Here is a 23,650-nt window from a genome sequence, read left to right as displayed (position 1 = left end):
TCTTCGTTATCTTCATTATACAGACTTGAAAATCCGGTGTAAAAAATTTTCAACACACAAGTTTTACCAGTACTCCCGCGGGGTATATATTGTTATCACATATCATGAGGGGGAAATCCATTGAAAACGATACAGGTTGGCATATTGGGATATGGTTTGTCGGGTAAAGTTTTTCATGCGCCGCTTTTGGACGTCCTTGATGATTATCAGATCAAAAAAGTCATGACCTCCAGAACGGAGGAGGTCAAACGTGATCTGCCGGGGGCTGAAACCGTGCGCGCGATTGAAGACATTACCGGTGATCCTGACATTGATCTCGTCATCGTTACGACACCGAGCGGAATGCATTATGAATCAGCGATGAAATGCCTCCTGGCGGGAAAACACACCGTCGTGGAAAAACCGATGACGGCGACTTCAGCAGAAGCAGAGGAACTGAGAAGAACGGCTGAAGATAAAGGCGTCTTACTGAGCGTGTACCACAACCGGCGGTGGGACAATGACTTTTTAACAATACAAAAGCTGATTCGGGACGGGGCGCTTCAAGACATTCATACATATCAAGTCAACTACGATCTGTACAATCCGGTTGTACAAGAAAGATGGCGCGAAAAAAACGGACCCGCCACGGGAACGCTGTATGATCTCGGTTCACATATTATTGACCAGACACTTCTGCTTTTCGGAATGCCGGAATCCGTCACCGCACATGTGATGAAGCAGCGGGACAATAGTGAAACCGTTGATAATTTTCTGGCCGCGCTCCATTACGGCAAACTTCAGGTCATTCTTCAATCCGGCTCCATGAATGCAGCAAGCGGCCCGCGCTACCAGATTCACGGACGGAATGCAAGCTTTATCAAATACGGAAAGGACGGACAGGAAGAGGCGCTTTCAGCCGGACAAAAGCCGATCGACGACAGCTGGGGCGCCGATGACCCTGACAACTTCGGAGAGCTGACAACCGCAGCGGATGAAAAAAGGCATACAGAAACAATCCCCTCTGAGAACGGCTCTTACCTTACGTACTACAAACTGCTGGCTGACAGCATCTTAAACGGAAAACCGCTTCCCGTTACGGCAAAAGAAGGCATCGATGTCATCCGTGTCATTGAAGCGGCGATGAAAAGCAGCGAACAAAAACGGACGATTGCCCTTTAATATAAAAAACCTCCCAGCCGTGTCAGCTGGGAGGTTTTTTTAAGATCAGAATGATTTTCCGGCTTCTTTCGCTCGGGCAATCGCATCTTCTTTAATTTGCTGTGCTTTATTCGGTTCAGCATTATGGCCTTCAACGATTAATCCGTCAAAAGAAGGAACGCCGAAGAAGTTCATCATGATGCCGATGTAACGGTGGCCCATTTCCATGTCAGCCGCCGGCCCTTCAGAGTAATAGCCTCCGCGCGCCTGAATGTGGAGCGCTTTTTTGTCAGTCAACAGACCGATCGGGCCTTGCTCTGTATATTTGAATGATTTTCCGGCTACAGCCACAGAATCAAGGTACGCTTTCATAACAGGCGGGAATGAGAAGTTCCAAAGCGGTGTGACGAATACGTATTTGTCAGCTGACGCGAATTGATCGCTCAGCTCGTTCAGACGGCCGACTTTCGCTTTTTCGTTTTCAGAAAGCTCTTCAAAACCTGTGCCGGATTGAAGTTTTCCCCAGCCGCTGAATACATCCGCGTCGATATGAGGGATGTTCTCTTTGTAAAGGTCGATATGTACAACCTCATCATTCGGGTTTGATTCTTTATAAGAATCGATAAACGCTTTTCCTGTCGCCATACTGTAAGATGTCTTTTCATCATGAGGATGAGCAGTGATATAAAGTACTTTTGCCATTGTAAACAGCCCTTTCGTTTTCAGATTACACACACATTTATTATGAAATATGAATGTTTTTTTATACTGATCAGTTCTGTAATAATTATAGTTACAAAAAAATCATTTAGCAACAATAATATCTTGAAATCAGTATATTTTTTTAAAAAAGGCTGTAAGAAGCACCTTCAGCAAATCGAAAAAAACCCGCGTTAAGCAAATTTCGACAAAGAAAAGACCGATTTTGACCATGTTAAGGCTAAATCGGCTGTTTCATTTCAAACTTAGTTGTGTGGAATTTATCCATGCAAAATGTTCCTGCTCTTATATTAGAGACAAACGAATTCCGCTTAATACGTTTGAATTTATCACACTCTTTTATTGCAGGTCTGCTTGCCAGTTTAACAAACGCTTCATTTTCTGTTCTGTTTCACCTTCTTGGCGGGGTTGGTAAATGGTTAATTTTAGTTCAGGAGCATCGTACACTTGAAGAGTAATATGATCCATAATCATTTCTCCAACTAAAGGATGCAGCAGTGTTTTTTTGCCGCAAGGAGTACCTAGAACTTCATGCTTGGACCACCAATTACGAAACTCAGGGCTCTTATTGGTAAGTTCTTTAATGATATCTTTAAACCACTCATCACCGACAAAACGTGTATAGGCTAAACGAAATTGAGCAATCAAGCGTTGCGCATGATCTTCCCAATTAAGAAAGAGCTCTCGGTATTCTTTAGACGTAAAGCAACGCCAGACTGCATTACGATCTCGATCATTCATTTTATCAAAATCACCAAAAACCACGGCAGCAGCTTTATTCCAGTTTACTATGTTCAATTTTTCGTCGGTTACATATGTAGGGCAGTATTCTAATTGACTCAATACATTTTTCAGGACGCTATTTACGCTTTCAACGAGAGGTCTTCCCACCTTAGATAGCAATGGCTGATTTGCTAATAAAAATAGATGCTCTTTTTCCTCTTCATTTAACCTGAATACACGCGAAATAGCCTCCAATACGTCTGAAGATACCTGTATATCACGCCCCTGCTCTAACCATGTATACCAGGTTACTCCTATTCCTGCCAGCTGAGCTGCTTCTTCTCGGCGCAGTCCTTCTGTTTTTCTGCGCGGACCAATAGGTAAACCAAAGTCTTGAGGAGATAATCGTGCCCGTCGTGTTTTTAAGAAATCCCCTAGTTCTTTCCTTCTTTCTTTGTCACTTAACATGAACTTCTCCCCTTATGAGTAGTAGTTTTAATAATAGGATAAACACACTCCTATTCCCATTATAAACCTTCATCTATTCTAATAAATGAAGGAGGTGAGTTTTATGGTTTTCAAAAATAGGGCTGAGCCTTTCCCGAAAGGATTAGTTCTCCTCATGGCTGCAGCATGCGGTTTTACAGTCGCTAATGTCTATTTAAATCAAACGCTCTTAGTCAGTATGGCAAATACTTTTCACGTTTCTGAAAACTATATAGGAATTGTAGCAACATTAACTCAAGTGGGATATGCATTGGGAAATCTTTTATTGGTACCATTAGGTGACATTTTTGAACGGAGAAAATTGATCCTAAGTTTATTATCTATTGTATGTGTGATTTTAGCCGCAACTGCTTTATCAATGAATGTAACGTGGCTGATTGCAGCAAACTTAATTCTTGGATTTGTTACCATAGTCCCTCAAATTATTGTTCCTCTTGCTGCTAATTTAGCTTCAGAAGAGAACAGAGGAAAAGTGTTAGGGAATGTTGCCATTGGCTTAGTGTGTGGGATTTTAGGCGCTCGATTTATCAGTGGTTTTGCAGATTCCCATTTTGGATGGAGATCAATGTATTGGGCTTCTTTTGCTGGCACAATGATAATGATCATTTTAATGGCAATGTATCTTCCAAAAAGCAAAGGAAATCATGCAATGCAGTATAAAACATTACTTGCATCTTTAGGCCCGTTATTTAAAAAAGAAAAAGTGTTGCAAAAAGCTTGCCTGAGTCAAGGAATGATGTTTGGTTCCTTTAGTGCCTTCTGGACAACTCTTATTTTTTTATTAAATACTTCTCCGTATTCTTATGGGAGCACCGCGGCAGGTTTAATAGGTTTAGTGGGAATAGCTGGAGCCTTTGCAACTCCCATGATTGGCCGGGTGATCGATAAAAAAGGATCAAAATTTGCTAATACCTTATGTATGTTTATTTCTTTAATCGCTTTTCTGACCTTAATATTCTTAGGATATTGGTTACCGGGATTAATTCTTGGCGCACTATTAGTAACAGTTGGCACGCAAGCAAATCAAGTTGCTTGTCAAGCTGCTATCTTTCAACTATCTCCTGAAAAGAGAAGCAGATTAAATGGTTTATACATGGTATCTACATTCTTAGGCGGATCTTTAGGATCATATCTAGGTGTACTTGCTTGGAGCAAATGGCATTGGTATGGAGTATGTACAGTTGGGATACTCATGATAGGTATTGCTTTTAGTTCCTTATTTAGCTTACCTAAAAAAACAACAGTAAAAAATAGAGAATTCGAGAAAGGAAGTCACATTTAATGTCTGAAAATACAGAAAACTTCAAAAAAGGATTGGAAGTTCTATCAAAAATAGATCCGCACAACTACCAAAACATCGTGAACAGTTTTAAAGATTCAGCAGCACCTGACTTGGGAACTTTGGCTGTGGAATTTAATTACGGTCAAATTTTTTCTAGACCGGGATTAGATTTAAAATCCCGCCTTCTTGCAGCAGTTGCTGGTCTGACTGCTTTAGGAAATACGGAACAATTAAAATTTTATATTAACGGAGCTTTAAATGTCGGATGGACCGAAGAAGAAATTGTGGAAGCTATGATGCAAATGTTAATTTATGCAGGCTTTCCTGTCGCATTAAATACCATTTTAACAATAGCTACTGAAGTATTTTCTAAAAGACGAAATCAGCTGTCAGCCAATTTATTGGAAGGAGAGTAAAAAATGATTATTGATAGTCATGCCCACGTAGTTCTACCTGTAGAAAAACACATTGAAATGATGGATTCAAGCGGGATAGATAAAACTATTTTATTTTCTACGCTTGTTCATCCAGAAAAAAGTGAAAGCTACGATGAATTTATTCAGGAAATGGATGTACTGAATCAAATTTTAAATAACCTAGAAGCACGATCAAAAGCTTTAGAAGAATTAAGGGATGCTATCGCAAAATATCCTGACCGTTTTATTGGATTTGGATCAGTTCCCCTTTTAAGTTCCTCCGGGGAACTGCATGATTGGGTTGAGAAGATTGTAAAAGATTATAAAATGAAGGGACTTGGAGAATTCACCCTTGGTTCAGGCCAAATTAAAATGCTTGAGCCTGTATTCCAGGCAGCTAGTGATTATAATTCCTTTCCGATTTGGGTGCATACATTCCATCCACTCAATTTAAATGATATTCGGGAATTGTTCGCTTTAACTCGAAAATATCCCACTGTCCCTGTAATCTATGGCCATTTGGGAGGAATTCATTGGCTGCAAGTTATTGCATTAACAAAAGAAACAAAGAACGCCTACCTGGATATTTCTGCATTTTATACAACCTATGCATTATCTTTGGCTATAAAAGAACTCCCAGAGAAAACTTTATTTAGTTCTGATTTTCCATATGGTGATCCATTCTTAAATAAGTTGGCAGTTGAACGCCATGCTTCAAGTGAAGAAGTCATACAACGAGTACTAGGCGGGAACATTGCTAATCTCTTAAAGATTTAACTTATTTTTATAACAATTTCTTAGGGAATATAAGTTTGAAGGATTGCATTCAACATTCTTTACGTCTTTTAAATAGTAAAGAGCCGATTTAGTCTTAACGGGGTAATTTCGGCTCTTTTCTTATCCAAAATGCTGGCGGGTTCCTTTAATGACGGGCAGAAACCTCAGTTTCTGCTCAAAATCGGATTGGGTCTGCAGGCCGGAATATCCAATCCGAGATTCCCCCGCAGTGTATCGGCCGGATAGCTTTTTCGGTACAGCCCCTTTTCCTGAAGGATCGGTATGACATGATCCACAAAGGCTTCAAGCATGCCCGGGATGTCAGAGTGAATGATAAACCCGTCCGCCGCTTCCCGCTGAAACCATGTTTCAATTAATGACGCCACACGTTCCGGTGTCCCAATAAAGTTGGTTCGCGGAAACGCGGCTTCGCGCGCCACTTGACGCAGCGTAAGATTCCGGGCTTTTGCCTCTCTTTTGATACGGTCTGTCGTGCTTTGAAACGCGTTTTTCCCGACGTCGCCCAAATCAGGAAACGGCTCATCCAATGGAAAACGGCTCAGATCATAATCGTCAAAAAATCTGGCCACATACTTAACAGCGTTCTCTATGGGAATCAGCTCGGCGAATTCTTGGTATTTCGCTTCCGCTTCTTCCTGTGAGCCGGCTATAATCGGACTGATTCCCGGAAAAATCCGCAGCTTGGAAGCGTCCCGGCCGTAATCCGCCGCCCGCTTCTTCACATCATTATAAAAAGCCTTCGTTTCCTCAAGTGAATTGGAGTGCGTAAAGACTGCATCTGCATTCCTCGCGGCAAACGACCGGCCGGTTTCTGAAGACCCCGCTTGGAAAACGACCGGCTCTCCCTGTTTGGACCGGCCGATATTCAGCGGGCCCTCCACTTGAAAATACTCGCCTTTGTGATACAGGCGATGCAGTTTGTCAGGGTCAAAAAATTGCCCGGTTTCTTTGTTGCGGACGAAGGCATCTTCTTCCCAGGAATTCCACAGACCGCGCACCACGTCCACATGTTCCTGGGCGATGGCATAGCGCCGGCTGTGGTCGGGAAGGCTTTCTTTGCTGTGATTGCGCGCGGCTCCCGCCTGCGGAGAGGTGACGAGATTCCAGCCCGCCCGGCCGCCGCTGATATGGTCAAGAGACATCAGCTGTCTTGCGATGGTGAACGGCTCAGTGAACGATGTGGAAAATGTGCCGATTAAACCAAGATGGGTTGTAGAGGCGGCAAGCGCCGATAAAATGGTGATCGGCTCAAAACGATTTAAGAAGTGCGGGATGGACTTTTCAGAAATGAACAAGCCGTCCGCAATAAAAGCAAAGCTGAACAGCCCTCTTTCAGCAGTCTGCGCTTTTTGCCTGTAAAACGCTGCATTCGTGCTTGCTGTCGGATCGGCGTCGGGATGACGCCAGCCGTCCGTTGTGCCGCCGACACCGTGAATCATGGCTCCGAATTGAATAAGATCCGTCCGGCTCATTTTCTCTCCCCCTTTTTCCCCTCGTAATCGGCAAGCGCCCGTTCTACATGTTCAATGCCGACTTGAGTAACGGCCTGATACACACGGCTGTCACCGCTGCCGATTTCAACGACGGGGACATGACGGATGCCGTACTTCGTCTGCAGCACGTCACGCAATTCATCCCGCTCTGTCACATCAATTGTTTCGTATGCAACGGCTTTTTCCCGCAAATATCCTTTCACTTCATCGCAATAGGAGCAGCCCTGTTTGCTCCAGACCACTACGTTTACTTCATGACTCATGTTCATCCCTCCTATAATCGTGGGGCCGGCTGCACCGCTTCGCTTAACAGCCGGTAAGACAATCGTTTTTCCTCAGCGTTTTTGATAGGCGACAGAATCACAAAATCAGTAATGCTGTATTGAACGGATAATCGTCGCAGCTCGGCGGCAGTCTCTTCTTTTGTCCCGGCAATCACACCCGTCTTTTGTGTGATCAGCTTATACGGCTGCGTGACTTGTTCAAGAAACGCTTCCGCTTGTTCCCTGGAACCGACATTCACCTTTTTGCCGTCTTCGAGAATGATTTTGACCGACTCACGCGATACCACGTGTTTTTCAGCTTCTGCTTTTGTATGCGCGGTAAAGACCATCGGCGCAAGGTGAAATTCCGCCTTCGACCCTTTCGGCAGATGCTCGTCAAAGGCGTGGCGCGCTTTTTCTAACGCAGCCTCTTCACCGTTTATGAAATAGGCGAAAACGAAGGAAATGCCGAGTTTGGCCGCGGATATCGCGCTTTCCGCACTGCCGCCGAGCAAAAAGATGTCAGGCGCATACTCAGTATGCGGCGCCGGACGCAATGACGCATAGCGGTGCGAGTCCGGAAAATCATTTCGGATGAAATGAGTCAGCTCCTCAAGCTTTTCTTCAAACAAACGGGCGGGCTGGATAAGCTCCCGCTGCAATGCATCGGTTGACAGCTGAAATCCGCCGGGCGCTTTGCCGACACCGAGCGCCACACGGCCGGGAGCAAGGGCGGACAGAACCCGAAACTGCTCCGCCACTTTATAGGGACTGTAATGCTGCAGCATCACCCCGCCGGATGCGAGACGGATTTTTTTCGTGCTTGCGGCAAGATACCCCAGAACAATTTCCGGCGCTGATCCCGCTATCTCTTCATTGTTATGATGCTCCGCCGCCCAGAAACGGTCATATCCGTATTGTTCGGCCTCCTGAGCCAATTTCACCGTTTGCCGCAAGGCTTCTTCTGCGGTTTGGTTTTCCGCGGTGACACTTTGGTCTAAAATGCTTAAACGAATCATACGACAGGCTCCTTTATGCGCTCTTTTATGTCATAACCGTAATCAGGCAGCATGCGGCGGAGGAACTTCTTCGTTCTTTCTTTTTTCGTCTTGTAAAAGACTTCCTCAGGCGTTCCTTGTTCCACGATTGCTCCTTCATCCATAAACACAATTCGGTCGGACACTCTTCTGGCGAATTCCATTTCATGTGTGACAATGATCATGGTGGCTCCGGTCCGCACAATGTTAAGCATCACCTCCAGCACCTCGCCGACAAGCTCCGGATCGAGGGCTGCGGTCGGTTCGTCAAACAGCATGACATCAGGATGAATGGCAAGCGCCCGGGCAATCCCGACCCGCTGCTTTTGGCCTCCCGACAGTTGATTCGGATAGGCGTGCAATTTATCCTGAAGCCCCACCTTGGCCAGTTCCCGCTCGGCAATGGCGTACGCATCTGGTTTTTTCATTTTCCTTGCGACCGTCAGGCCTTCCATGACATTTTGAATCGCCGTTTTATGCGAAAACAAATGATATTGCTGAAAAACCATCGCCGTCTGTTTCCTCAGTCTGAGAATGTCTTTTTTGGCAGGCTTTTTGCAGTTAATGACTTCACCGTGCAGCGAAATGGCGCCCTCATCCGGCCGCTCAAGTAAATTAAGGCAGCGCAGAAAAGTGGTTTTCCCGGAACCGCTCGGGCCGATGATGGTCACGACTTCTCCTTTCCGGACACTTAAATTGATCCCTTTTAACACGTGATGACTGCCAAAATGTTTTTGAATGTTTCGGATTTCGATCATAATGCGCCTCCTTGATATCTGGCCGCCCTTTTTTCCGCCAGACTGTTTACAGCTTCGAGAATCAGCGTTAATCCCCAATAAATCACGGCCGCCCCGATAAATGCTTCCAGAAACGCATAGTTATCGGATGCCGCAATCGTCGCCGTTCCTGTAATTTCAGGCACCGCAACAATTGCCGCGATGGAAGTGGTATGCAAAAAGCCGATTCCTATATTGGTGAAGTTCGGGAGAGAAATCATGAACGCCTGCGGCAGAATTACGCGCCGAATCATCTGGCCCCGCGTCAGACCGATTGAATATGCCGCCTCCGCCTGCCCCGTATCGACGGCCATGATCCCGGATCGGAGAATTTCCGTCATATAAGCGCCTGCCGTTAATGACAGTGCCATGATGACAAACACGGCGACCGGAATCTGATTGGCCGACCAGCCGAGATGAAACGCGCGGCTGAATTGATCGGCAATCAGCGGAACCCCTAAATAAATCAGCATAATATGGAGAATCGCCGGGGTGCTGCGAAAAAAAGACACGTAAAACGATGAGCAGGCCAGCAGCCATTTGATGCGGAATATACGCACCGTGATATTGCCGAGAGCTATGAAAAATCCGGCAATAATCGGAATGACCGTCATTGCCAATGTAAGCGGAACGGTTTTCATCATTTGTTTTATCGCAGTGCCGATAAATGGAATGTCCAGCTCCACTGTTCTCCCTCCTTTTCAGCCGTGCGCGCTCATGTCAAAAACCGTCACAAGGCGCGTCTCATCTTTCTTGATTCGTTTTTCAGCCCATCTGAAGACACATTCAAATAAAAGGGCGGCCGCATAATACAGAACAGAAAGCGAGATATACACTTCTAAAGAATGATTGCTCGATGTAATCAAGGTCTGTCCTCTGCCCGACATATCCATCACCCCGATCGAAAAAGCGAGTGATGTATCTTTTAAGAAACCGATCACCATATTCCCGATGTTGGGAAAGGCCTGCACAAGCGCCTGCGGCAGAATGATGCGCCGGAATGTCTGCCCCCCGTTCAGCCCGATGCTGAACGCCGCCTCCGCCTGCCCGCGGTCGACGCTGTTCACACCTCCCCTGATGATTTCGGCCGCTCTTGCCGCGCTGCTCAGCGCGTACGTGGCGATGGCCGCATACAAAGGGTCCATTTTGGAGGTATCAATTCCGGCGAGCGCCGTGAGCGCCGGAATGCCGTAAAATACAATGAACAGCTGCACCATGATGGGCGTTCCTCTGAAAAAAGAGATATACAGCTTCGCAAACTGATTCAAAACGGGAATGCGATAGATGCGGGGCAGCGCCAAAAGCAGCCCCAATAGAAAGCCGAACAGCAAAGACACCGCCAATATATACAGCGTGACGGGCAAATACCCGAGCAATGTCGGCACAAAGGATGAGATCATACTGATATCAAACGCTTTTTCCATTGCCGATCCCTCTCTTTTTCACTTAATATTGCTCCTTTGAATAATCCGCGCCGAGCCACTTTTCACTCAGCTTTTTAAGCGTGCCGTCATCAATGATTTCCTGCAGGGCTTTATCAATGTCATCGCTCAGCGTTTGTTCATTTTTGTTAAACATAAAGAACACTTTGGCATTTGACAGCACCCCGCCGACTGTTTTTTCTTTGATCGCGCTCGTTTTGTTTTGAAAATCGACGGCAAACGGTGTTGAAATCGTCGCATCAGCGCGGCCGGATTTCAGCTGATTGGCCGCATCGTTGGAGCCTTGGCCGGCATAAGCGATTTCAAACGGACTGCCGTGTTTTTCATTCCATTTTTTCAGCACAAGCGCGCCGTTTGACGTCGGACTCGTAATGACCCGCTTCCCTTTCAAGTCATCAATGCCGTGAATGTTCCCGTTTTCTTGAAGCACCGTGATTTTCAGCGGGAAGTTGTTATACGCGACTTGATTGAACAGAAATTTTTTCTCCCGTTCAGCGCTTTTCTCCATTTGATGGGCTACGATATCGACTTTATGCTGGCCGAGGCTGACAAGCAGGTTGGAGAAATCCATCGTTTTAAAGGTGAAGCGATAGTCCGGCAGGCGCCTGTCAAGCTCTTTCACCAGCTCAACGTCGTAGCCCGTCAATTTGCCTTTATCATCAATAAAGCAAATATTCGGAAATTGAGTGCCGGTGCCGACCGTGATGTTCTTCACATTTTTCTGATTGCCTGATGCCGCCTCCCCGCCCGCGCCGCAGGCTGATAACGCCGCCGTTGCGGCAATTGTTAATGACATGACCGCCAGTCTTATTTTCATGTGATCGCCCCGTTTTCTGCTTCAGTTATTTCGTGAAACTTGATTTTGAATAATCCGCGCCGAGCCATTTTTCACTCAGCCTTTTCAATGTGCCGTCCTTCTCCAGCTTTTGAATCGCCCGATCTGTATCGTCCGCCAGGGTTTGGCTGTTTTTATTGAACATAAAATACACCGCGGTATCCAGCAGCACATCACCCACCGTCTTTTGTTTGAACCCGTGCGTCTTATTTTGAAAATCGACGGCAAACGGCGTGGATACGGTGGCGTCAGCGCGTCCCGTCTCCATTTGGTTCGCTGTGTCATTGCCGCCCTGCCCGGCGTATTTCAAATGTATCGGGCTGCCGTGGGTTTTGTTGTATGCCGTCATATAATCCGCCGCGTTTGACGTCGCGCCGACGATGACGGTTTTCCCTTTTAAATCCCGGAGCGTGTGTATCGCGTCATTATCCGCCTTCACCGTGATGTACATCGGCGAGTAGTTATACGGGATCTTGTGATACAAAAAGCGTTTCTCCCGTTCCTTATTTTTCGCCATATTGTGCGCGATCACGTCAATTTTCCGGTTTCCGAGACTTGTGAGCAGATTCGAAAAATCCATCGTCTTAAAGACAAATTTGTATTGCGGCAGCTGTTTATCAATGGCTTTCATCACTTCAATGTCATAGCCGGTCAGCTCGCCTTTTTCATCCATAAAAGCAATGTTCGGAAAATCAGTTCCCGTGCCGACAATGACGGTCTGCACGCCGCTCCCCGCTTTTGTGCTTTCTCCTTGCCCGCACCCGGACAGCACGCCGAGCAGCAGAAGCAGACAGCCGGCTCTGATCCGTTTTTTTATCATTGCGCCCAGCTCGGAGTGCCTAACAGCGACGCGTCAAACCGCTCCGGTATGAGCACCTTTCTCATCATGACTCCGATGTCTCCGTCTTTCTCCTGCTCAAAATACACTTCATACCCCCTCCGTCTGTACATATCTACAAGCCAGGGATGCTTGCGGGCCGAAGTGCCGAGCGTGATGGCCGGGGCCTTCAGCGTATCCCGCAGCACGTGTTCCTCTACATAAGTCAAAAGTTTGCTGCCGATGCCCTGCCCCTTCAGCTCAGGAAGCGTCGCAAACCACCAGACAAAGGGATATTTAGACGGAGGCGTGTCACTCTCCCACGGAAAACGGATCGTAATGGTTGAAAGAAGCCGTCCGTCCCGTTCGAGCACGACGGCTGAATGATTTTCAATATTTTCTGTTACCATATCGATGTCGGCCCGCGCCGACGGCCAGTCAATCTCCAAATTGCGGATCGGCTGAAACGCGCTGTACAGCAGCTCTAAAAACTCCGGCGCATCCTTTTTCTCAGCCAATCGAAATATGTCTTCACTCATTCCGGTCACTCTCCCCGCAAAAATATATAATTCCAATTTGTTTACTAAGCTTTGATTGTTTATACTATAAAGCAAACTGATTTATTTGACTAATCAAAAAAAGTAAAGGAAAGGTTCAAGAAAATTAATGAACAGCCGGGAGGGGATTTCGTTGGAATTACGCACCATTAAAACATTTCATACCATCGTACAGTCAGGCAGCTTTTATAAAGCCGCCGAAATTCTGAACTACTCACAGCCGACGATTTCAATGCGGATTAAACAGCTGGAACAGGATGTAGGCGCACAGCTGTTTGAACGGGGAAAGAAGCTGAAGCTGACAAGAGCGGGGCGGCTGTTTCATGAGCGGGCCGGGCAGCTTCTCGCGCAATACGAGGTGCTTGACCATACTCTGGCCGATATCAGACAGGGCCAGGCAGGCCTTATTCAGATCGGCATATCCGAACCGACGGCAAGCCTGATCTTCCCTGCCGTACTGCGGGGTTTCTTAAATGATTATCCTGATATGTCGGTCAATGTCAGCGTGGACGATGCCAATACATGCAGCCGCAAACTGCTGGAGGGCGCCATTGATTTTGCCGTATGCGGCGAGCCGGAGCTGATTCTGGAAAATTATTTCGATCCGTTTTTCCATGACTCGCTCAATGTCATCGTGTCAGACAGACATCCCCTTGCCGCCAAAGCAAGCGTTAATCTCGAGGATTTAGAAAATGAATGCCTGATTTTTACGCCCGCCAATTGCCCGATCCGGATTCAAATTGAACAGCACCTGCAGCGGGCCATCGGCAGCCGCTATCGAAAAATGGAGCTGACCAGCAGCATGGCTCATCAATACTATGTCAGGGAAAATATCGGCGTCTCAATCTTTACGGCGACGGCGCACTCAGAACCGATCGAGGGCACGAAGGTCATTCCGATCAATAACTTGACAATTTCACCGCCGGTCGGGCTGTTGACAAACCAAAAAGAAGAGCATTTTGACTGCGCCACAAAAGATTTAATCAGCAGGATCATCAGCCGGTTTCAGCGTGATCCGCATTAAAAAAACCCCCGCTTTACGGGGGTTTTTGTACGTTCATCTTATATAATGCTCCGCACCAAGCCGCCGTCGATCCGCAATGCAGATCCGTTAATGGCAGACGACAGCGGGCTGCTTAAAAAGGCGACAAAGTGAGCGATTTCTTCCGGACGGATCAATCGCTGAATAATGGACGTCGGACGATTTTCCTTCATAAATCGTCTCTCCGCCTCCGCCGCGGTCAGGTTTTCACCGGGGTAAAGCGACTCGAGCATTGTTTCGACGCCCTCTGTTTTCGTGGAGCCGGGCATGACTGTATTCACCGTCACATTCGTCCCTTCCGTGAGCTCGGCCAGACTGCGTGACAGCGACAGCTGCGTCGTTTTCGTGGCGCTGTAATGGGCCATTTCCTGAGAAGGCATGACGGCCGCTTCACTCGCGATAAAGATCACCCGCCCTTCCTTCCGCTCAATCATCCGCTTTGCATACCGGCGTGTCAGCCGCACGCCGCTCATGATATTCACCTCGAAAAACCGGAGCCACTCTTCGTCAGGAATATCAAAGTATTCCGCAGGTTCAAAGATTCCTAAATTGTTGACGAGAATATCCACATCCGGATACTGCTGAAAAATCGCGCCGCATCCTCCTGCCGTGCCTAAATCAAATGCGGCCGGATAGAGACGGGCATCCGGCGTCTGTTTCTCTAGTTCCCGGATCGTTTCGTTCACCTTTTCTTCACGACGGCCGTTAATGATCACGGCCGCACCTTCTGCAATCAGCGAAGCCGCAATCGCCTTCCCGATGCCTGATGTAGATCCCGTCACAAGCGCCGTCTTCCCTTTCAACTGCAAATCCATCATCCATTCCTCCCTATCGCAAGTCTCTTCTTATATATGGACAGAAATCAAAAGCCTGAAACCTTCCGTCCCTATTATCGGATAGAAAAATGGATGAGGGGAAGTACGCACTTTTTAGTGCCTGTCCGTTGTCCCGGCTGACGGCTGATCAATTTGAATGAAAAATTCACCATCTAATTCTGCCTGAGCCTTTTTTAATATCCTTAATACATCATCAGCATCCGAACCCAATTCCTTCTGACTGATGTCAAAATTCTTCCACACCAAAGTCAGCGGATATTCTATCCAGCCTGTCAGACAATCCCATAAGGCATTCAGATTTTCACCATAAAAGTCCGGGAAATCTAATTGATCTTTTAAGATTCGGTGTAAAGCTTCTGTGCTGGTAACATCTTTTCCGTCTATGATGGCGATTTCCATTTACATTCACTCCTTTTTTTCGGCATGAAAAAACCGCAGTGCGTCATGTGACGGCACTGCGGTTCCTCTGTTATGTATGGAGACGGTGGGAGTCGAACCCACGTCCAGAAACATCGATTACTTAAGCGTCTACGAGCGTAGCCTGCATATTTCGTGTTTCACTCGTCTTCGTGCCTGCGGGCGGGCCTTCCGAGAGCTAGTCTGTCAGTCTCTTCTTACGTTCTCAGACGGGAACGCAAGCGTAGCCTACTTGGATGTGCTCTTCACGGACACATAGGCAATGTCAGGAAGAGCTCGCTGCGTTTATTAGGCAGCTAGTGCTAAGTTTTGGTTAAAACTTTTAGTTTTGCCAGTTATATTTAGGTGCGTGTTAACGAGATCGCCTCTCGGCTCGCAGCTCAAGCTCGATCCATCCCTGTCGAATCCGTAACGTCCCCTTGTTAAGGGTATACGGGAGATCTATCAAGCTCTTGCTCAACTGGCTGTACTGTTATTATATCATGATCACAGACAAATTCAATTGGGAATGTCTTCAATAAACAGCCTGTGAATCTGATGTGTGAACAGTATAGCATAGGGCAGTCATCACATCAAGGCTCAGGCATCAGAAGCCTTTTTGTCTGTCTCTGAACGCTCTTTCGATTTCTCTTTTGGCGTCTTTTCGTTTTAAATCTTCGCGTTTATCGTATGTTTTCTTCCCTTTTCCAAGGCCGATTAACACTTTGGCAAAGCCGTTTTTCAAGTACAGCTTCAGCGGCACGAGGGAATAGCCTTTCTCTTTCGTCAGGCCGATCAGCTTATTGATTTCTTTCCGGTGCATCAAAAGCTTTCTCGTCCGGAGCGGGTCGTGGTTATAGCGGTTTCCCTGCTCGTACGGGCTGATGTGCATGTTGTGGAGGAACACTTCGCCGCGCTCGATTTTCGCAAAGGAATCCTTCATGTTTACGCGGCCGGCGCGGATGGACTTAATCTCTGTTCCCTGCAGCACGATGCCTGTTTCATAGGTTTCTTCTATAAAGTAATCATGGTTTGCTTTTTTGTTTTGTGATAATACTTTGCCTGATCCTTTTGGCATGCCTTATCCTCCTCTCTCCGCAAAAACCGTTCATGTGTGCGATACGCTTTATTTTAGCAAATGGAGCGTTCCGCGACAATGAAAATGCGGCTTGCGAAAGAAAGCAAACAGAGCATTTTGCCCCATTTGCTTTTCGCATTTACTTCTTCTTTTTGCGTTTTTGTTTCGGCGCGTTTTGGAAACCGCGTTTTTTCTTTTTCTTCTTCGGTTTTGTAAACCATTCCCCTTTTTCCTCCGATTTCGGCGGTGAAGCCGGGGTATTGCTGTTTAACACGCGTTTCCGCGCCGGTCTGCCGCGTTTTCTGCGGTCGCCTGTCGTTTCTCTCGGACGGCGGGTGCCTTTCATGCCGACAATTTCAAAGTCGATGTTTCTCTCATCTTTATTGACGTCGACGACTTTGACCGTGATTTCGTCTCCGATGCGGTAAACGTTGCCCGTGCGTTCACCGATCATGGCGAAATGCTGCTCGTCAAAACGGTAATAATCATCCGTCATAAAGCTGACGTGCACAAGCCCTTCAATCGTATTCGGCAGCTCGACAAACATTCCGAAATTCGTGACGGAACTGATCATGCCGTCAAATTCCTCGCCGATTTTATCAAGCATATATTCCGCTTTTTTCAGATCGTCCGTTTCCCGCTCTGCATCAACGGCGCGACGTTCCATCGTTGACGTATGATCAGCGATTTCCGGAAGGCGTTCGGCCCACTTTTCTTGAGTCGCTTCGTCCGATTGTCCGTTGATCAAATACGTTCTGATCAGCCTGTGAACGATTAAGTCAGGATAACGGCGGATCGGCGATGTGAAGTGCGTATAAAATTCAGTCGCCAGCCCGAAATGGCCCAGGCTTTGCGGGTCGTATTTCGCCTGCTTCATGGAACGGAGCATGACGGTTGAAATCACCGTTTCTTCCGGACGGTCCCGCACTTCATCAAGAATGCTTTGCAGCGCGCGCGGATGAATGTCTCCGGCTTTCCCTTTGACGATATAACCGAATGTCGTGACGAACTCCAAGAACTTTTGCAGTTTTTCGGCGTTCGGCTCTTCGTGAATCCGGTAAATAAACGGCACGTTCATCCAATGGAAGTGCTCGGCCACCGTTTCGTTTGCGACAAGCATGAATTCTTCGATCAGCTTTTCCGCTACTGAGCGCTCTCTGATGACGACGTCTTTAACGGCGCCTTCCTCATCGACGAGCACCTTCGCCTCTTTGAAATCAAAATCCACGGCGCCGCGGTCCATCCGTTTCGCCCGGAGAATTTCCGCCAGACGTTCCATGTCTTTAAACATCGGGACGAGCGGCTCATATCTTTCTTTCAGCTCGGCGTCGTCTTCTGTGAGAATCCGGTTGACATCTGAATAGGTCATTCTTTCCGTCGTTTTGATGACGCTTTGGAAGATCTCGTGCTCTGTCACCTGTCCCTGCTGGTTGATTGTCATTTCGCAGGAAAGCGTCAGCCGGTCGACCTTCGGATTTAAAGAACAGATTCCGTTAGACAGTCTGTGCGGAATCATCGGAATGACCCGGTCAACCAAGTACACGCTTGTCCCTCTTTCCAGCGCTTCTTTGTCAATCGGGGAATTCTCCGTGACGTAATGGCTGACATCGGCAATATGAACGCCGAGCTTGTAGCTGCCGTTATCAAGCTTTGTCACGGTGACGGCGTCATCCAGATCCTTCGCATCCGCGCCGTCAATGGTGACGATGACCTGATCGCGGAGATCACGGCGGTCTTTGATGTCTTTTTCATCGATGGTATCGGGCGTGCTTGTTGCCTGCTCCATCACTTCAGCCGGAAAATCTCCCGGCAGGCCGTGCTTATGGATGATGGATAAAATATCGATGCCCGGATCATTTTTATGGCCGAGTATTTCAACGATTTCTCCTTCGGCGTTCATTCTGCCTTCAGGGTAGCTTGTCAGTTTGACGACGACTTTATGGCCTTCCGCAGCGCCGTTATTGGCATGTTTCGGAATAAAAATATCACTCGTGATTTTCTTATCATCCGGGATGACAAAGCCGAAGCTTTTCGTTTCTGTGTATGTGCCCACGACGCGGTCGATGCTTCTTTCCAGGATGCGGATGACCGTGCCTTCCTGTCTCGATCCGCTTGACTGGGAATTGAGCCGCACCATGACGATATCGCCGTTCATGGCCGTATTCAGCTCATTCGGCGGAATAAACACGTCGCTTAAAGAGGTATCCTCCGGCAATAGAAACGCGAATCCTTTCGCATGCGCGGAAATTTTTCCTTTTACTAAATTCATTTTTTCCGGAAGCCCGTAGCGGTTGCTTCTGGTGCGGACGATCTGTCCCGTCTCCTCGAGCGCCACCAGCGCTTTTACCAGCTCTTTAAATTCATCTGCTTCCGTGATGTTCAGCATCTCCTCGAGTTCCTGAACGGTAAGGGGCTTGTACGCCTCTTCCTTCATAAACGCGAGAAGACGGTCCATAAACGCTTCTTTTTCCATTATTCGACCTCCTGTTTGTTACCAATCAAGTTTCTCTAAAAATTCGTACACATCCTGATGAACGAGGTCCCGTTCTTTATCGAGCGTAATGACATGGCCTGATTCTTCATACCATTTCAGCTGTTTGTCGTCCGTTTCCACCTCGTTGTAAATGATGTTCGCACTTTCTGTATTAATCATATGGTCATGCCGTGCCTGAACCACAAATGTCGGGGAATAGATCATGTCGACGTTTTTGCGCACATCGGCAATCAGCTCCTGAAGCGATTTGAGCGTATTCATCGGTGTTTTTTCAAACTCCTTCATTTCCTTTTCAATCTGCTCCGGCTGTTTTCCTTCGAATTTTTTATAATTGCGCGCGTAGGAGAGAACTCCTTCGTACATAACCTCTTCACTTTTAATGTGCATCGGCGCACACATAGGAACAATTCCCTTTATGGGTACAGTGTAACCCAATTTCAATGAAAAAACCCCGCCAAGCGACAGTCCGCAGGCCGCAATGTTTTCATAGCCTTCAGACCGTAAATATTCATAACCGTCCATGACGTCTTTCCACCAATCTTCAGGCCCCGTATGTACCAGCTCTTCCGGCGGAACGCCGTGCCCTTTATATTGAGGCGCGTGACACGTGTAGCCGCGCTCATTCAAGTAGCGGCCGAGCATTCTGACGTCTGCCGTATTTCCCGTAAATCCGTGCAGCAGAAGCACCGCTTTGTCTCCGCCTTTAAATGTAAATGGTTTTGGTGTCACAATTTTCATGCTCATAACCCCTTTTTTGCACATTCAATTTAGTTTTCCACAGTTTTGCGAGAAACAAACGCCGTCTCTCAACAAGAAAAAGGCCTGATATTAAATCAGACCTTATACAAACATTGCCTTATACGATATACGCCAGCGAAATCGTCAACACGAAAAACAAGACTGCCAGCACAACGGTTGTGCGGTGAAGAATCAGATCAAGGCCCCTTGCTTTCTGTTTTCCGAAAAGCTGCTCCGCCCCGCCTGAAATTGCACCCGATAAACCGGCGCTTTTGCTGGTTTGAAGCAATACGACAATAATAAGTGCAATACTGACGATAACCAATAAGGTAATCAATAATGTGTGCATCCCATACACCTCCAGACTGACTGGCCTACATTGCTTCTATTTTACATGAAAAGCAAAGGCATGTCACGCCGTATCGGTATACATCATGTCAGAAAAACGGAAATGCGTTTGAATCTTCCATCATCATTGACTTTTGTCAACAAAGTCGTAGTAAAAAAGATCTTCAAATTTCATGTCAAAGTAATAGAGCATTTTTCCGATGACCAGCTGGCCCGGTCTCCGCTCTCCATTCAGTACACGGCTCAGTGTGGCGGGAGATATTCCGATCTCCAGGGCGAGCTGGTTTAACGAGTAGTCATTATTGACCATATACTGCAGCACATAATCTCTTCTGATCTGTATCTTTTCGACCACTTTCTTCACCTTCCGTTCTGTCAAATACTTTCTTTCTTATACATAAGATACGGCTTTTGTTAACTTTTGTCAATACTTTTCCAGTCCAGCTATTCCCTTTAGTCAATAAACATACTAGAATATAAATAGACCGCGGGAGGGGGAGAGACTGTGGAAAGCTTCGGGAAACAATTGCGGACATTGCGGGAAAAAAGGCATCTGACAGTGAACCAGCTGGCAACGTATTCAGGCGTCAGCGCCGCGGGAATCTCGCGGATTGAAAACGGCAAACGCGGGGTGCCGAAACCTGCAACCATTAAAAAGCTCGCAGATGCGTTAAAAATCCCGTATGAGGAACTGATGCAGACGGCGGGATACATAGAGACCGTCCAGGAAACGAGAGCCCCGTACGACACGGGCTGCACCTTGCTGGAAAAAGCCGAAACGTATGAGCTGCATGATTTATCCCTTTTGGAGCGGGAGAACTGGCGGCACCTGTCGAAAGAAGACTTGGTTCTGCTTGATAAATACTTTGCGTTCTTATCGGCGGAAGCCAAAAAAAGAACAAACGAAGACTCATGACTTTGCACATGTGAGGCGATCTTATTGAACACATTCGGAAAGCAATTAAGAGAGCTGCGCCGCGCCCGGAAGCTTACCGTCAATCAGCTTGCCGTCTATTCCGGCGTCAGCTCGGCGACGATTTCCAGAATTGAAAACGGGCACCGCGGCATTCCTAAACCCGCGACCATCAGAAAATTGGCGGACACATTAAAAATTCCGTACGAGGAGTTAATGGCGCGGGCCGGACACATCAAGGCATTTCAGGAGGAAATCCGCGAAACCTCCGAAAGCTATCAATCCATCTGCGCCATCTATCAGACCGCCGTTGCCAGAGGCGCGGAGCATCTGCCGCTGTTTGACAGCAAAAAGTGGCAGCACTTCACAAAAGAAGATATTGAAAGCGTCAGCAAATACTTTGATTTTATCGCGGCTGAAGCGAAAAAGCGCTCCCCGGATTCCTCATCCTCTTTTTGATCCTCTCCTCAACTTAACAAGCGCCAGACGTACGTTCCCTCCGATTTTGCGGTATAATAGCAGAAGACGAGGTGAAAAAGCATGAACCAATCAGAAATGTGCCCCAGATTCGAAAAAGCGGTCGACATCCTAAGTAAACGCTGGGTGGCTCTAATCGTCTTTCAGTTATTGAACGGACAGCAGCGATTTAGCGAAATTGAAGCGGCGCTTCCGAATTTAAGCGGAAGAGTCTTGTCAGAACGTCTGAAAGAACTTGAAACAGAAGGTGTCATCAAACGGGATGTTATCCCCGAAACGCCTGTCCGCATTGAGTATTCTTTAACGGAAAAAGGCTGCGCATTAGCCCCTATTTTAGAGGAAATTTCCAAGTGGTCTTCACAATGGATTGATCCTTCCTAATAAACTCTTTTCCGCATAAGCGGCTGATCTCTCAAACGGACAGCCGTTTTTATTTTTACTTTTCTTAAACAGAAAAACAAGCCCTCAGGCGTGCAGGGCTTGTTTTTGTCTGACGCCTTCCAGCGGAATTCGAATCTCCGCCCGGGCTCCTCCAGACTCCTGATTTTCAAGTATTAATTCGCCGTGGTGAAGATGTACGACATGATGGGCGAATGTAAGCCCCATGCCGTGGTGCCCCGCCGAATGTCTGCTTTTATCCTCCGTGTAAAAAAGCTGTGTCGCTCTTTTCAGCGCTTCCGGCGAGAACCCGCTTCCGCTGTCGGATACGGCAAGATGGAGGGCGGAATCGGTGCACAGGACGTCCACACGGATTTCCCCTCCTTCCGGCGTATAGTCGACGGCATTTGCCGCGATATTCATGACCGCCCTGTGGAGCAGCTCATGATCGATCGGCGCTTCTATTCGGTCAATTCCCCGTTCGCTGAGGACGAGATCAACCTGTTTCGGCCCCGCAAGCGCCGCCGCGTCACGATATATGTTTTGAATCCACTCTTTGAGGTCGGTATATTCCACATGAACGGCAACTGCCTCCTCCGCTTTAGAAAGCTGGATCAGCTGTCCGACATAATGCTCGATTTTGTTTCCGGCATCCAGAATATACTGCGCATATTCCGCCTGCTCCTCATCAGGCTCTGTTAACTGAAGCAGCTCGGCATTTCCTTTAATAATCGTTGCCGGAATTTTAATATCATGCGCAAGCGCGCCGATTTGTTCTTTCTTTATCCGCTCCGCCTCCCATTGCGCCGCCAGAGATGCCTGAAGCGCGTCTTTCATTTTCAGCAGAGAGTCAATGACATCGTCAAATTCCTTTATGCGCGACCTTTTTGGATTGATATTTAAATTCTGTTTTTGAATGCTTGCCGTAATGGAGCTGAGTGTGCTGAAATGCCGTCTCAGCTGATTGGCGAAACGCGTCGTCACGATAAAAACGGTCAAAAGAAGCAAAGTGATCAGAATCGTAAGACCCGTCCATTCATAATTCGGCAGATAGCGCCTTAACAGCGGCGACTGAAATTCCGACCTAAGTGAATATTGGAGAACGCCATATTCATCTTTCCGATTTATCACCATGAATCCTTTTTGGGCATAATTAAAATACGGCTGATGCTGAATCTTTTTTCTGGCGTTGGCCGCATCTTGTTCCGTCATCGTTCCTTTTGTCATCCGCTTTGTTTTTTTATCAAAAACGGCGTATGTCATACCTGCGGGGATCATGTCTTCTGTTATCTTTTCCGCTGATTTCAGGCGGGGTTTGATCTGTTCCGCCTCATGCTCGCTGTAGTTTGCGGGCAGGATCGCTCCGGCATTCATAGCAATGGCATTTAAGGCGACACATAATGCCGCCACCCCCATCGTGCTCAGACACAGCGTGATGGTAAATTTAACAAGCTCTTTGCGGATGCTGGATTTTCCTTTTGCTATTCCCATTTGTATCCGACACCCCACACCGTTTTGATCGGATCAGCCCCGTGTTCTTTACATTTTTTCCGGATGGTTCTGATAAACTCCGTAATGGTTGAATAGAGCGCATCGCCGTCCAAGCCGTACACTTCCTCGTAAATCTGCTCCCGTGAGAATGTTCTGTTTTTATGCTGTGCCAGACATTCAACGATTTTATATTCATTTTTCGTAAGAGGCAGTTTCCGGTCATCAATCCATACTTCTTTATTGTCAAAATCAAACATGAAGCCAGATATCAGCCGTTTCGTCTGATGCTTTTCCCGCCGTTCCCTTCTGACATGCGCGTTTACCCTTGCCATCAATTCCTGTACGCCGAACGGCTTTGTGATGTAATCATCAGCGCCTGTCATGAGGCCTTTCACAATGGATTCTTCGTCAGACTTTGCCGTTAAAAACAGGATCGGGCTGTCCACCAGCGGCCGAATCCGCCGGCAGAGTTCAATCCCGTCCGTTCCGGGCATCATGACATCAAGAAGAATCAAATCATAGCCTTGAAAAAAATCCAATGACTGATCCTCCGCTTTTTCCAGAATCGTTACTGTATGCTGATCACGCTGTAAAATGTTTCTGATCAGAACGAGAATATCTTTTTCATCATCAATTGCTAAAATGTTTGCCAC

28 protein-coding genes and 1 other RNA gene are annotated in these 23,650 nt (G+C 47.1%); 8 read left to right on the top strand and 21 right to left on the bottom strand.

From position 1 onward, the window contains the following. Positions 1 to 120 precede the first annotated feature (120 nt). Positions 121 to 1,161: an oxidoreductase gene (locus SB724_RS12380; RefSeq protein ID WP_410571326.1), complete on the top strand. Its 1,041-nt coding sequence runs from the start codon at positions 121 to 123 to the stop codon at positions 1,159 to 1,161. A 45-nt stretch (positions 1,162 to 1,206) separates the two neighbouring features. Here the strand turns inward: SB724_RS12380 and azoRB are convergent, their stop codons facing one another. Next, positions 1,207 to 1,842: an FMN-dependent NADH-azoreductase AzoRB gene (azoRB, locus tag SB724_RS12375; protein ID WP_003151719.1), complete on the bottom strand. Its 636-nt coding sequence runs from the start codon at positions 1,840 to 1,842 to the stop codon at positions 1,207 to 1,209. 357 nt (positions 1,843 to 2,199) lie between these two features. Beyond that, complete coding sequence (locus SB724_RS12370; RefSeq protein WP_308826131.1) at positions 2,200 to 3,051, bottom strand: helix-turn-helix transcriptional regulator; 852 nt, start codon at positions 3,049 to 3,051, stop codon at positions 2,200 to 2,202. Positions 3,052 to 3,154: 103 nt separating this feature from the next. Here SB724_RS12370 and SB724_RS12365 point away from each other — a divergent pair, with 103 nt between their 5' ends. Genes SB724_RS12365 through SB724_RS12355 form a run of 3 tightly spaced genes read left to right on the top strand, consistent with a single transcriptional unit; the run spans position 3,155 to position 5,565 of the window. Beyond that, positions 3,155 to 4,372: an MFS transporter gene (locus tag SB724_RS12365; RefSeq protein WP_308826132.1), complete on the top strand. Its 1,218-nt coding sequence runs from the start codon at positions 3,155 to 3,157 to the stop codon at positions 4,370 to 4,372. Continuing rightward, positions 4,372 to 4,788 carry a carboxymuconolactone decarboxylase family protein gene (locus SB724_RS12360; protein ID WP_015418217.1) on the top strand — a complete coding sequence of 139 codons (417 nt, stop codon included), beginning with the start codon at positions 4,372 to 4,374 and terminating at the stop codon, positions 4,786 to 4,788. Before SB724_RS12365 ends, SB724_RS12360 begins: the two co-directional genes overlap by 1 nt. A gap of 3 nt (positions 4,789 to 4,791) precedes the next feature. Beyond that, on the top strand, positions 4,792 to 5,565 hold the full coding sequence (locus tag SB724_RS12355; protein WP_410571323.1) for an amidohydrolase family protein: 774 nt from the start codon (positions 4,792 to 4,794) through the stop codon (positions 5,563 to 5,565). A 164-nt stretch (positions 5,566 to 5,729) separates the two neighbouring features. On the opposite strand, the gene SB724_RS12350 is transcribed toward SB724_RS12355, so the two are convergent. The 9 genes from SB724_RS12350 to SB724_RS12310 are packed head-to-tail and all read right to left on the bottom strand — an operon-like array spanning position 5,730 to position 12,788. Further along, positions 5,730 to 7,058: an LLM class flavin-dependent oxidoreductase gene (locus SB724_RS12350; RefSeq protein ID WP_410571321.1), complete on the bottom strand. Its 1,329-nt coding sequence runs from the start codon at positions 7,056 to 7,058 to the stop codon at positions 5,730 to 5,732. Continuing rightward, the gene (locus tag SB724_RS12345; protein ID WP_003151715.1) at positions 7,055 to 7,342 is read right to left on the bottom strand and encodes a glutaredoxin family protein; all 288 of its coding nucleotides are present in this window, start codon (positions 7,340 to 7,342) and stop codon (positions 7,055 to 7,057) included. Before SB724_RS12345 ends, SB724_RS12350 begins: the two co-directional genes overlap by 4 nt. 11 nt (positions 7,343 to 7,353) lie before the next feature. Next, positions 7,354 to 8,361, bottom strand: a complete 1,008-nt coding sequence (locus SB724_RS12340; protein ID WP_410571319.1) for an LLM class flavin-dependent oxidoreductase — start codon at positions 8,359 to 8,361, stop codon at positions 7,354 to 7,356. Continuing rightward, positions 8,358 to 9,137 carry an amino acid ABC transporter ATP-binding protein gene (locus tag SB724_RS12335; protein WP_410571317.1) on the bottom strand — a complete coding sequence of 260 codons (780 nt, stop codon included), beginning with the start codon at positions 9,135 to 9,137 and terminating at the stop codon, positions 8,358 to 8,360. The genes SB724_RS12340 and SB724_RS12335 overlap by 4 nt, the downstream gene beginning before the upstream one ends. After that, a complete protein-coding gene (locus SB724_RS12330) occupies positions 9,134 to 9,841 on the bottom strand; it encodes an amino acid ABC transporter permease (protein WP_052827850.1) in 708 nt (235 codons plus the stop codon). The genes SB724_RS12335 and SB724_RS12330 overlap by 4 nt, the downstream gene beginning before the upstream one ends. Before the next feature lie 15 nt (positions 9,842 to 9,856). Then, positions 9,857 to 10,579 (bottom strand): amino acid ABC transporter permease, encoded by a 723-nt coding sequence (locus tag SB724_RS12325; RefSeq protein WP_007613792.1) that lies wholly within the window; start codon positions 10,577 to 10,579, stop codon positions 9,857 to 9,859. A gap of 22 nt (positions 10,580 to 10,601) precedes the next feature. Then, positions 10,602 to 11,414, bottom strand: a complete 813-nt coding sequence (locus SB724_RS12320; RefSeq protein ID WP_021494133.1) for an amino acid ABC transporter substrate-binding protein — start codon at positions 11,412 to 11,414, stop codon at positions 10,602 to 10,604. A gap of 25 nt (positions 11,415 to 11,439) precedes the next feature. Next, positions 11,440 to 12,252 (bottom strand): amino acid ABC transporter substrate-binding protein, encoded by an 813-nt coding sequence (locus tag SB724_RS12315; RefSeq protein WP_410571314.1) that lies wholly within the window; start codon positions 12,250 to 12,252, stop codon positions 11,440 to 11,442. Further along, a complete protein-coding gene (locus tag SB724_RS12310) occupies positions 12,249 to 12,788 on the bottom strand; it encodes a GNAT family N-acetyltransferase (protein WP_003151702.1) in 540 nt (179 codons plus the stop codon). The genes SB724_RS12315 and SB724_RS12310 overlap by 4 nt, the downstream gene beginning before the upstream one ends. Positions 12,789 to 12,939: 151 nt before the next feature. Here SB724_RS12310 and SB724_RS12305 point away from each other — a divergent pair, with 151 nt between their 5' ends. Further along, positions 12,940 to 13,830 (top strand): LysR family transcriptional regulator, encoded by an 891-nt coding sequence (locus tag SB724_RS12305; RefSeq protein ID WP_410571311.1) that lies wholly within the window; start codon positions 12,940 to 12,942, stop codon positions 13,828 to 13,830. Positions 13,831 to 13,868: 38 nt separating this feature from the next. On the opposite strand, the gene SB724_RS12300 is transcribed toward SB724_RS12305, so the two are convergent. From SB724_RS12300 to SB724_RS12265, 8 genes are all read right to left on the bottom strand, one after another. Beyond that, positions 13,869 to 14,663 carry an SDR family NAD(P)-dependent oxidoreductase gene (locus SB724_RS12300; RefSeq protein ID WP_410563528.1) on the bottom strand — a complete coding sequence of 265 codons (795 nt, stop codon included), beginning with the start codon at positions 14,661 to 14,663 and terminating at the stop codon, positions 13,869 to 13,871. Between the two features lie 114 nt (positions 14,664 to 14,777). Then, on the bottom strand, positions 14,778 to 15,083 hold the full coding sequence (locus tag SB724_RS12295) for a barstar family protein (RefSeq protein WP_410571309.1): 306 nt from the start codon (positions 15,081 to 15,083) through the stop codon (positions 14,778 to 14,780). A gap of 74 nt (positions 15,084 to 15,157) precedes the next feature. After that, positions 15,158 to 15,520, bottom strand: a transfer-messenger RNA (tmRNA) gene (gene ssrA / locus SB724_RS12290). 167 nt (positions 15,521 to 15,687) lie between these two features. Then, the gene (smpB, locus tag SB724_RS12285; protein WP_003151688.1) at positions 15,688 to 16,158 is read right to left on the bottom strand and encodes an SsrA-binding protein; all 471 of its coding nucleotides are present in this window, start codon (positions 16,156 to 16,158) and stop codon (positions 15,688 to 15,690) included. 139 nt (positions 16,159 to 16,297) lie between these two features. Then, positions 16,298 to 18,631, bottom strand: coding sequence for a ribonuclease R (gene rnr / locus SB724_RS12280; RefSeq protein ID WP_021494134.1), 2,334 nt, complete (start codon positions 18,629 to 18,631; stop codon positions 16,298 to 16,300). Positions 18,632 to 18,649: 18 nt separating this feature from the next. After that, positions 18,650 to 19,390, bottom strand: a complete 741-nt coding sequence (locus SB724_RS12275; RefSeq protein ID WP_007409986.1) for an alpha/beta hydrolase — start codon at positions 19,388 to 19,390, stop codon at positions 18,650 to 18,652. Between the two features lie 118 nt (positions 19,391 to 19,508). Continuing rightward, complete coding sequence (gene secG, locus SB724_RS12270; RefSeq protein ID WP_003151681.1) at positions 19,509 to 19,739, bottom strand: preprotein translocase subunit SecG; 231 nt, start codon at positions 19,737 to 19,739, stop codon at positions 19,509 to 19,511. Between the two features lie 123 nt (positions 19,740 to 19,862). Then, the gene (locus SB724_RS12265) at positions 19,863 to 20,048 is read right to left on the bottom strand and encodes a helix-turn-helix domain-containing protein (protein WP_087920807.1); all 186 of its coding nucleotides are present in this window, start codon (positions 20,046 to 20,048) and stop codon (positions 19,863 to 19,865) included. Positions 20,049 to 20,243: 195 nt separating this feature from the next. Between SB724_RS12265 and rghR the strand changes: the two genes are divergently transcribed. From rghR to catR, 3 genes are all read left to right on the top strand, one after another. Further along, positions 20,244 to 20,654 carry a transcriptional repressor RghR gene (gene rghR, locus SB724_RS12260; protein ID WP_003151677.1) on the top strand — a complete coding sequence of 137 codons (411 nt, stop codon included), beginning with the start codon at positions 20,244 to 20,246 and terminating at the stop codon, positions 20,652 to 20,654. Positions 20,655 to 20,678: 24 nt separating this feature from the next. Continuing rightward, positions 20,679 to 21,110 carry a helix-turn-helix domain-containing protein gene (locus SB724_RS12255; RefSeq protein ID WP_410571307.1) on the top strand — a complete coding sequence of 144 codons (432 nt, stop codon included), beginning with the start codon at positions 20,679 to 20,681 and terminating at the stop codon, positions 21,108 to 21,110. Between the two features lie 81 nt (positions 21,111 to 21,191). Continuing rightward, complete coding sequence (catR, locus tag SB724_RS12250) at positions 21,192 to 21,509, top strand: catDE operon transcriptional regulator CatR (RefSeq protein ID WP_007613812.1); 318 nt, start codon at positions 21,192 to 21,194, stop codon at positions 21,507 to 21,509. 84 nt (positions 21,510 to 21,593) lie between these two features. Here the strand turns inward: catR and SB724_RS12245 are convergent, their stop codons facing one another. Together SB724_RS12245 and SB724_RS12240 are read right to left on the bottom strand one after the other, a co-directional pair. Continuing rightward, positions 21,594 to 22,997 carry a sensor histidine kinase gene (locus tag SB724_RS12245; protein ID WP_163113466.1) on the bottom strand — a complete coding sequence of 468 codons (1,404 nt, stop codon included), beginning with the start codon at positions 22,995 to 22,997 and terminating at the stop codon, positions 21,594 to 21,596. Continuing rightward, positions 22,988 to 23,650: a response regulator transcription factor gene (locus tag SB724_RS12240; protein WP_007613820.1), complete on the bottom strand. Its 663-nt coding sequence runs from the start codon at positions 23,648 to 23,650 to the stop codon at positions 22,988 to 22,990. Before SB724_RS12240 ends, SB724_RS12245 begins: the two co-directional genes overlap by 10 nt.

It is taken from the genome of Bacillus sp. SIMBA_031, assembly GCF_046535225.1.
Classification (GTDB): domain Bacteria; phylum Bacillota; class Bacilli; order Bacillales; family Bacillaceae; genus Bacillus; species Bacillus velezensis.
This window is presented reverse-complemented; position numbering and strand designations above follow the sequence as displayed.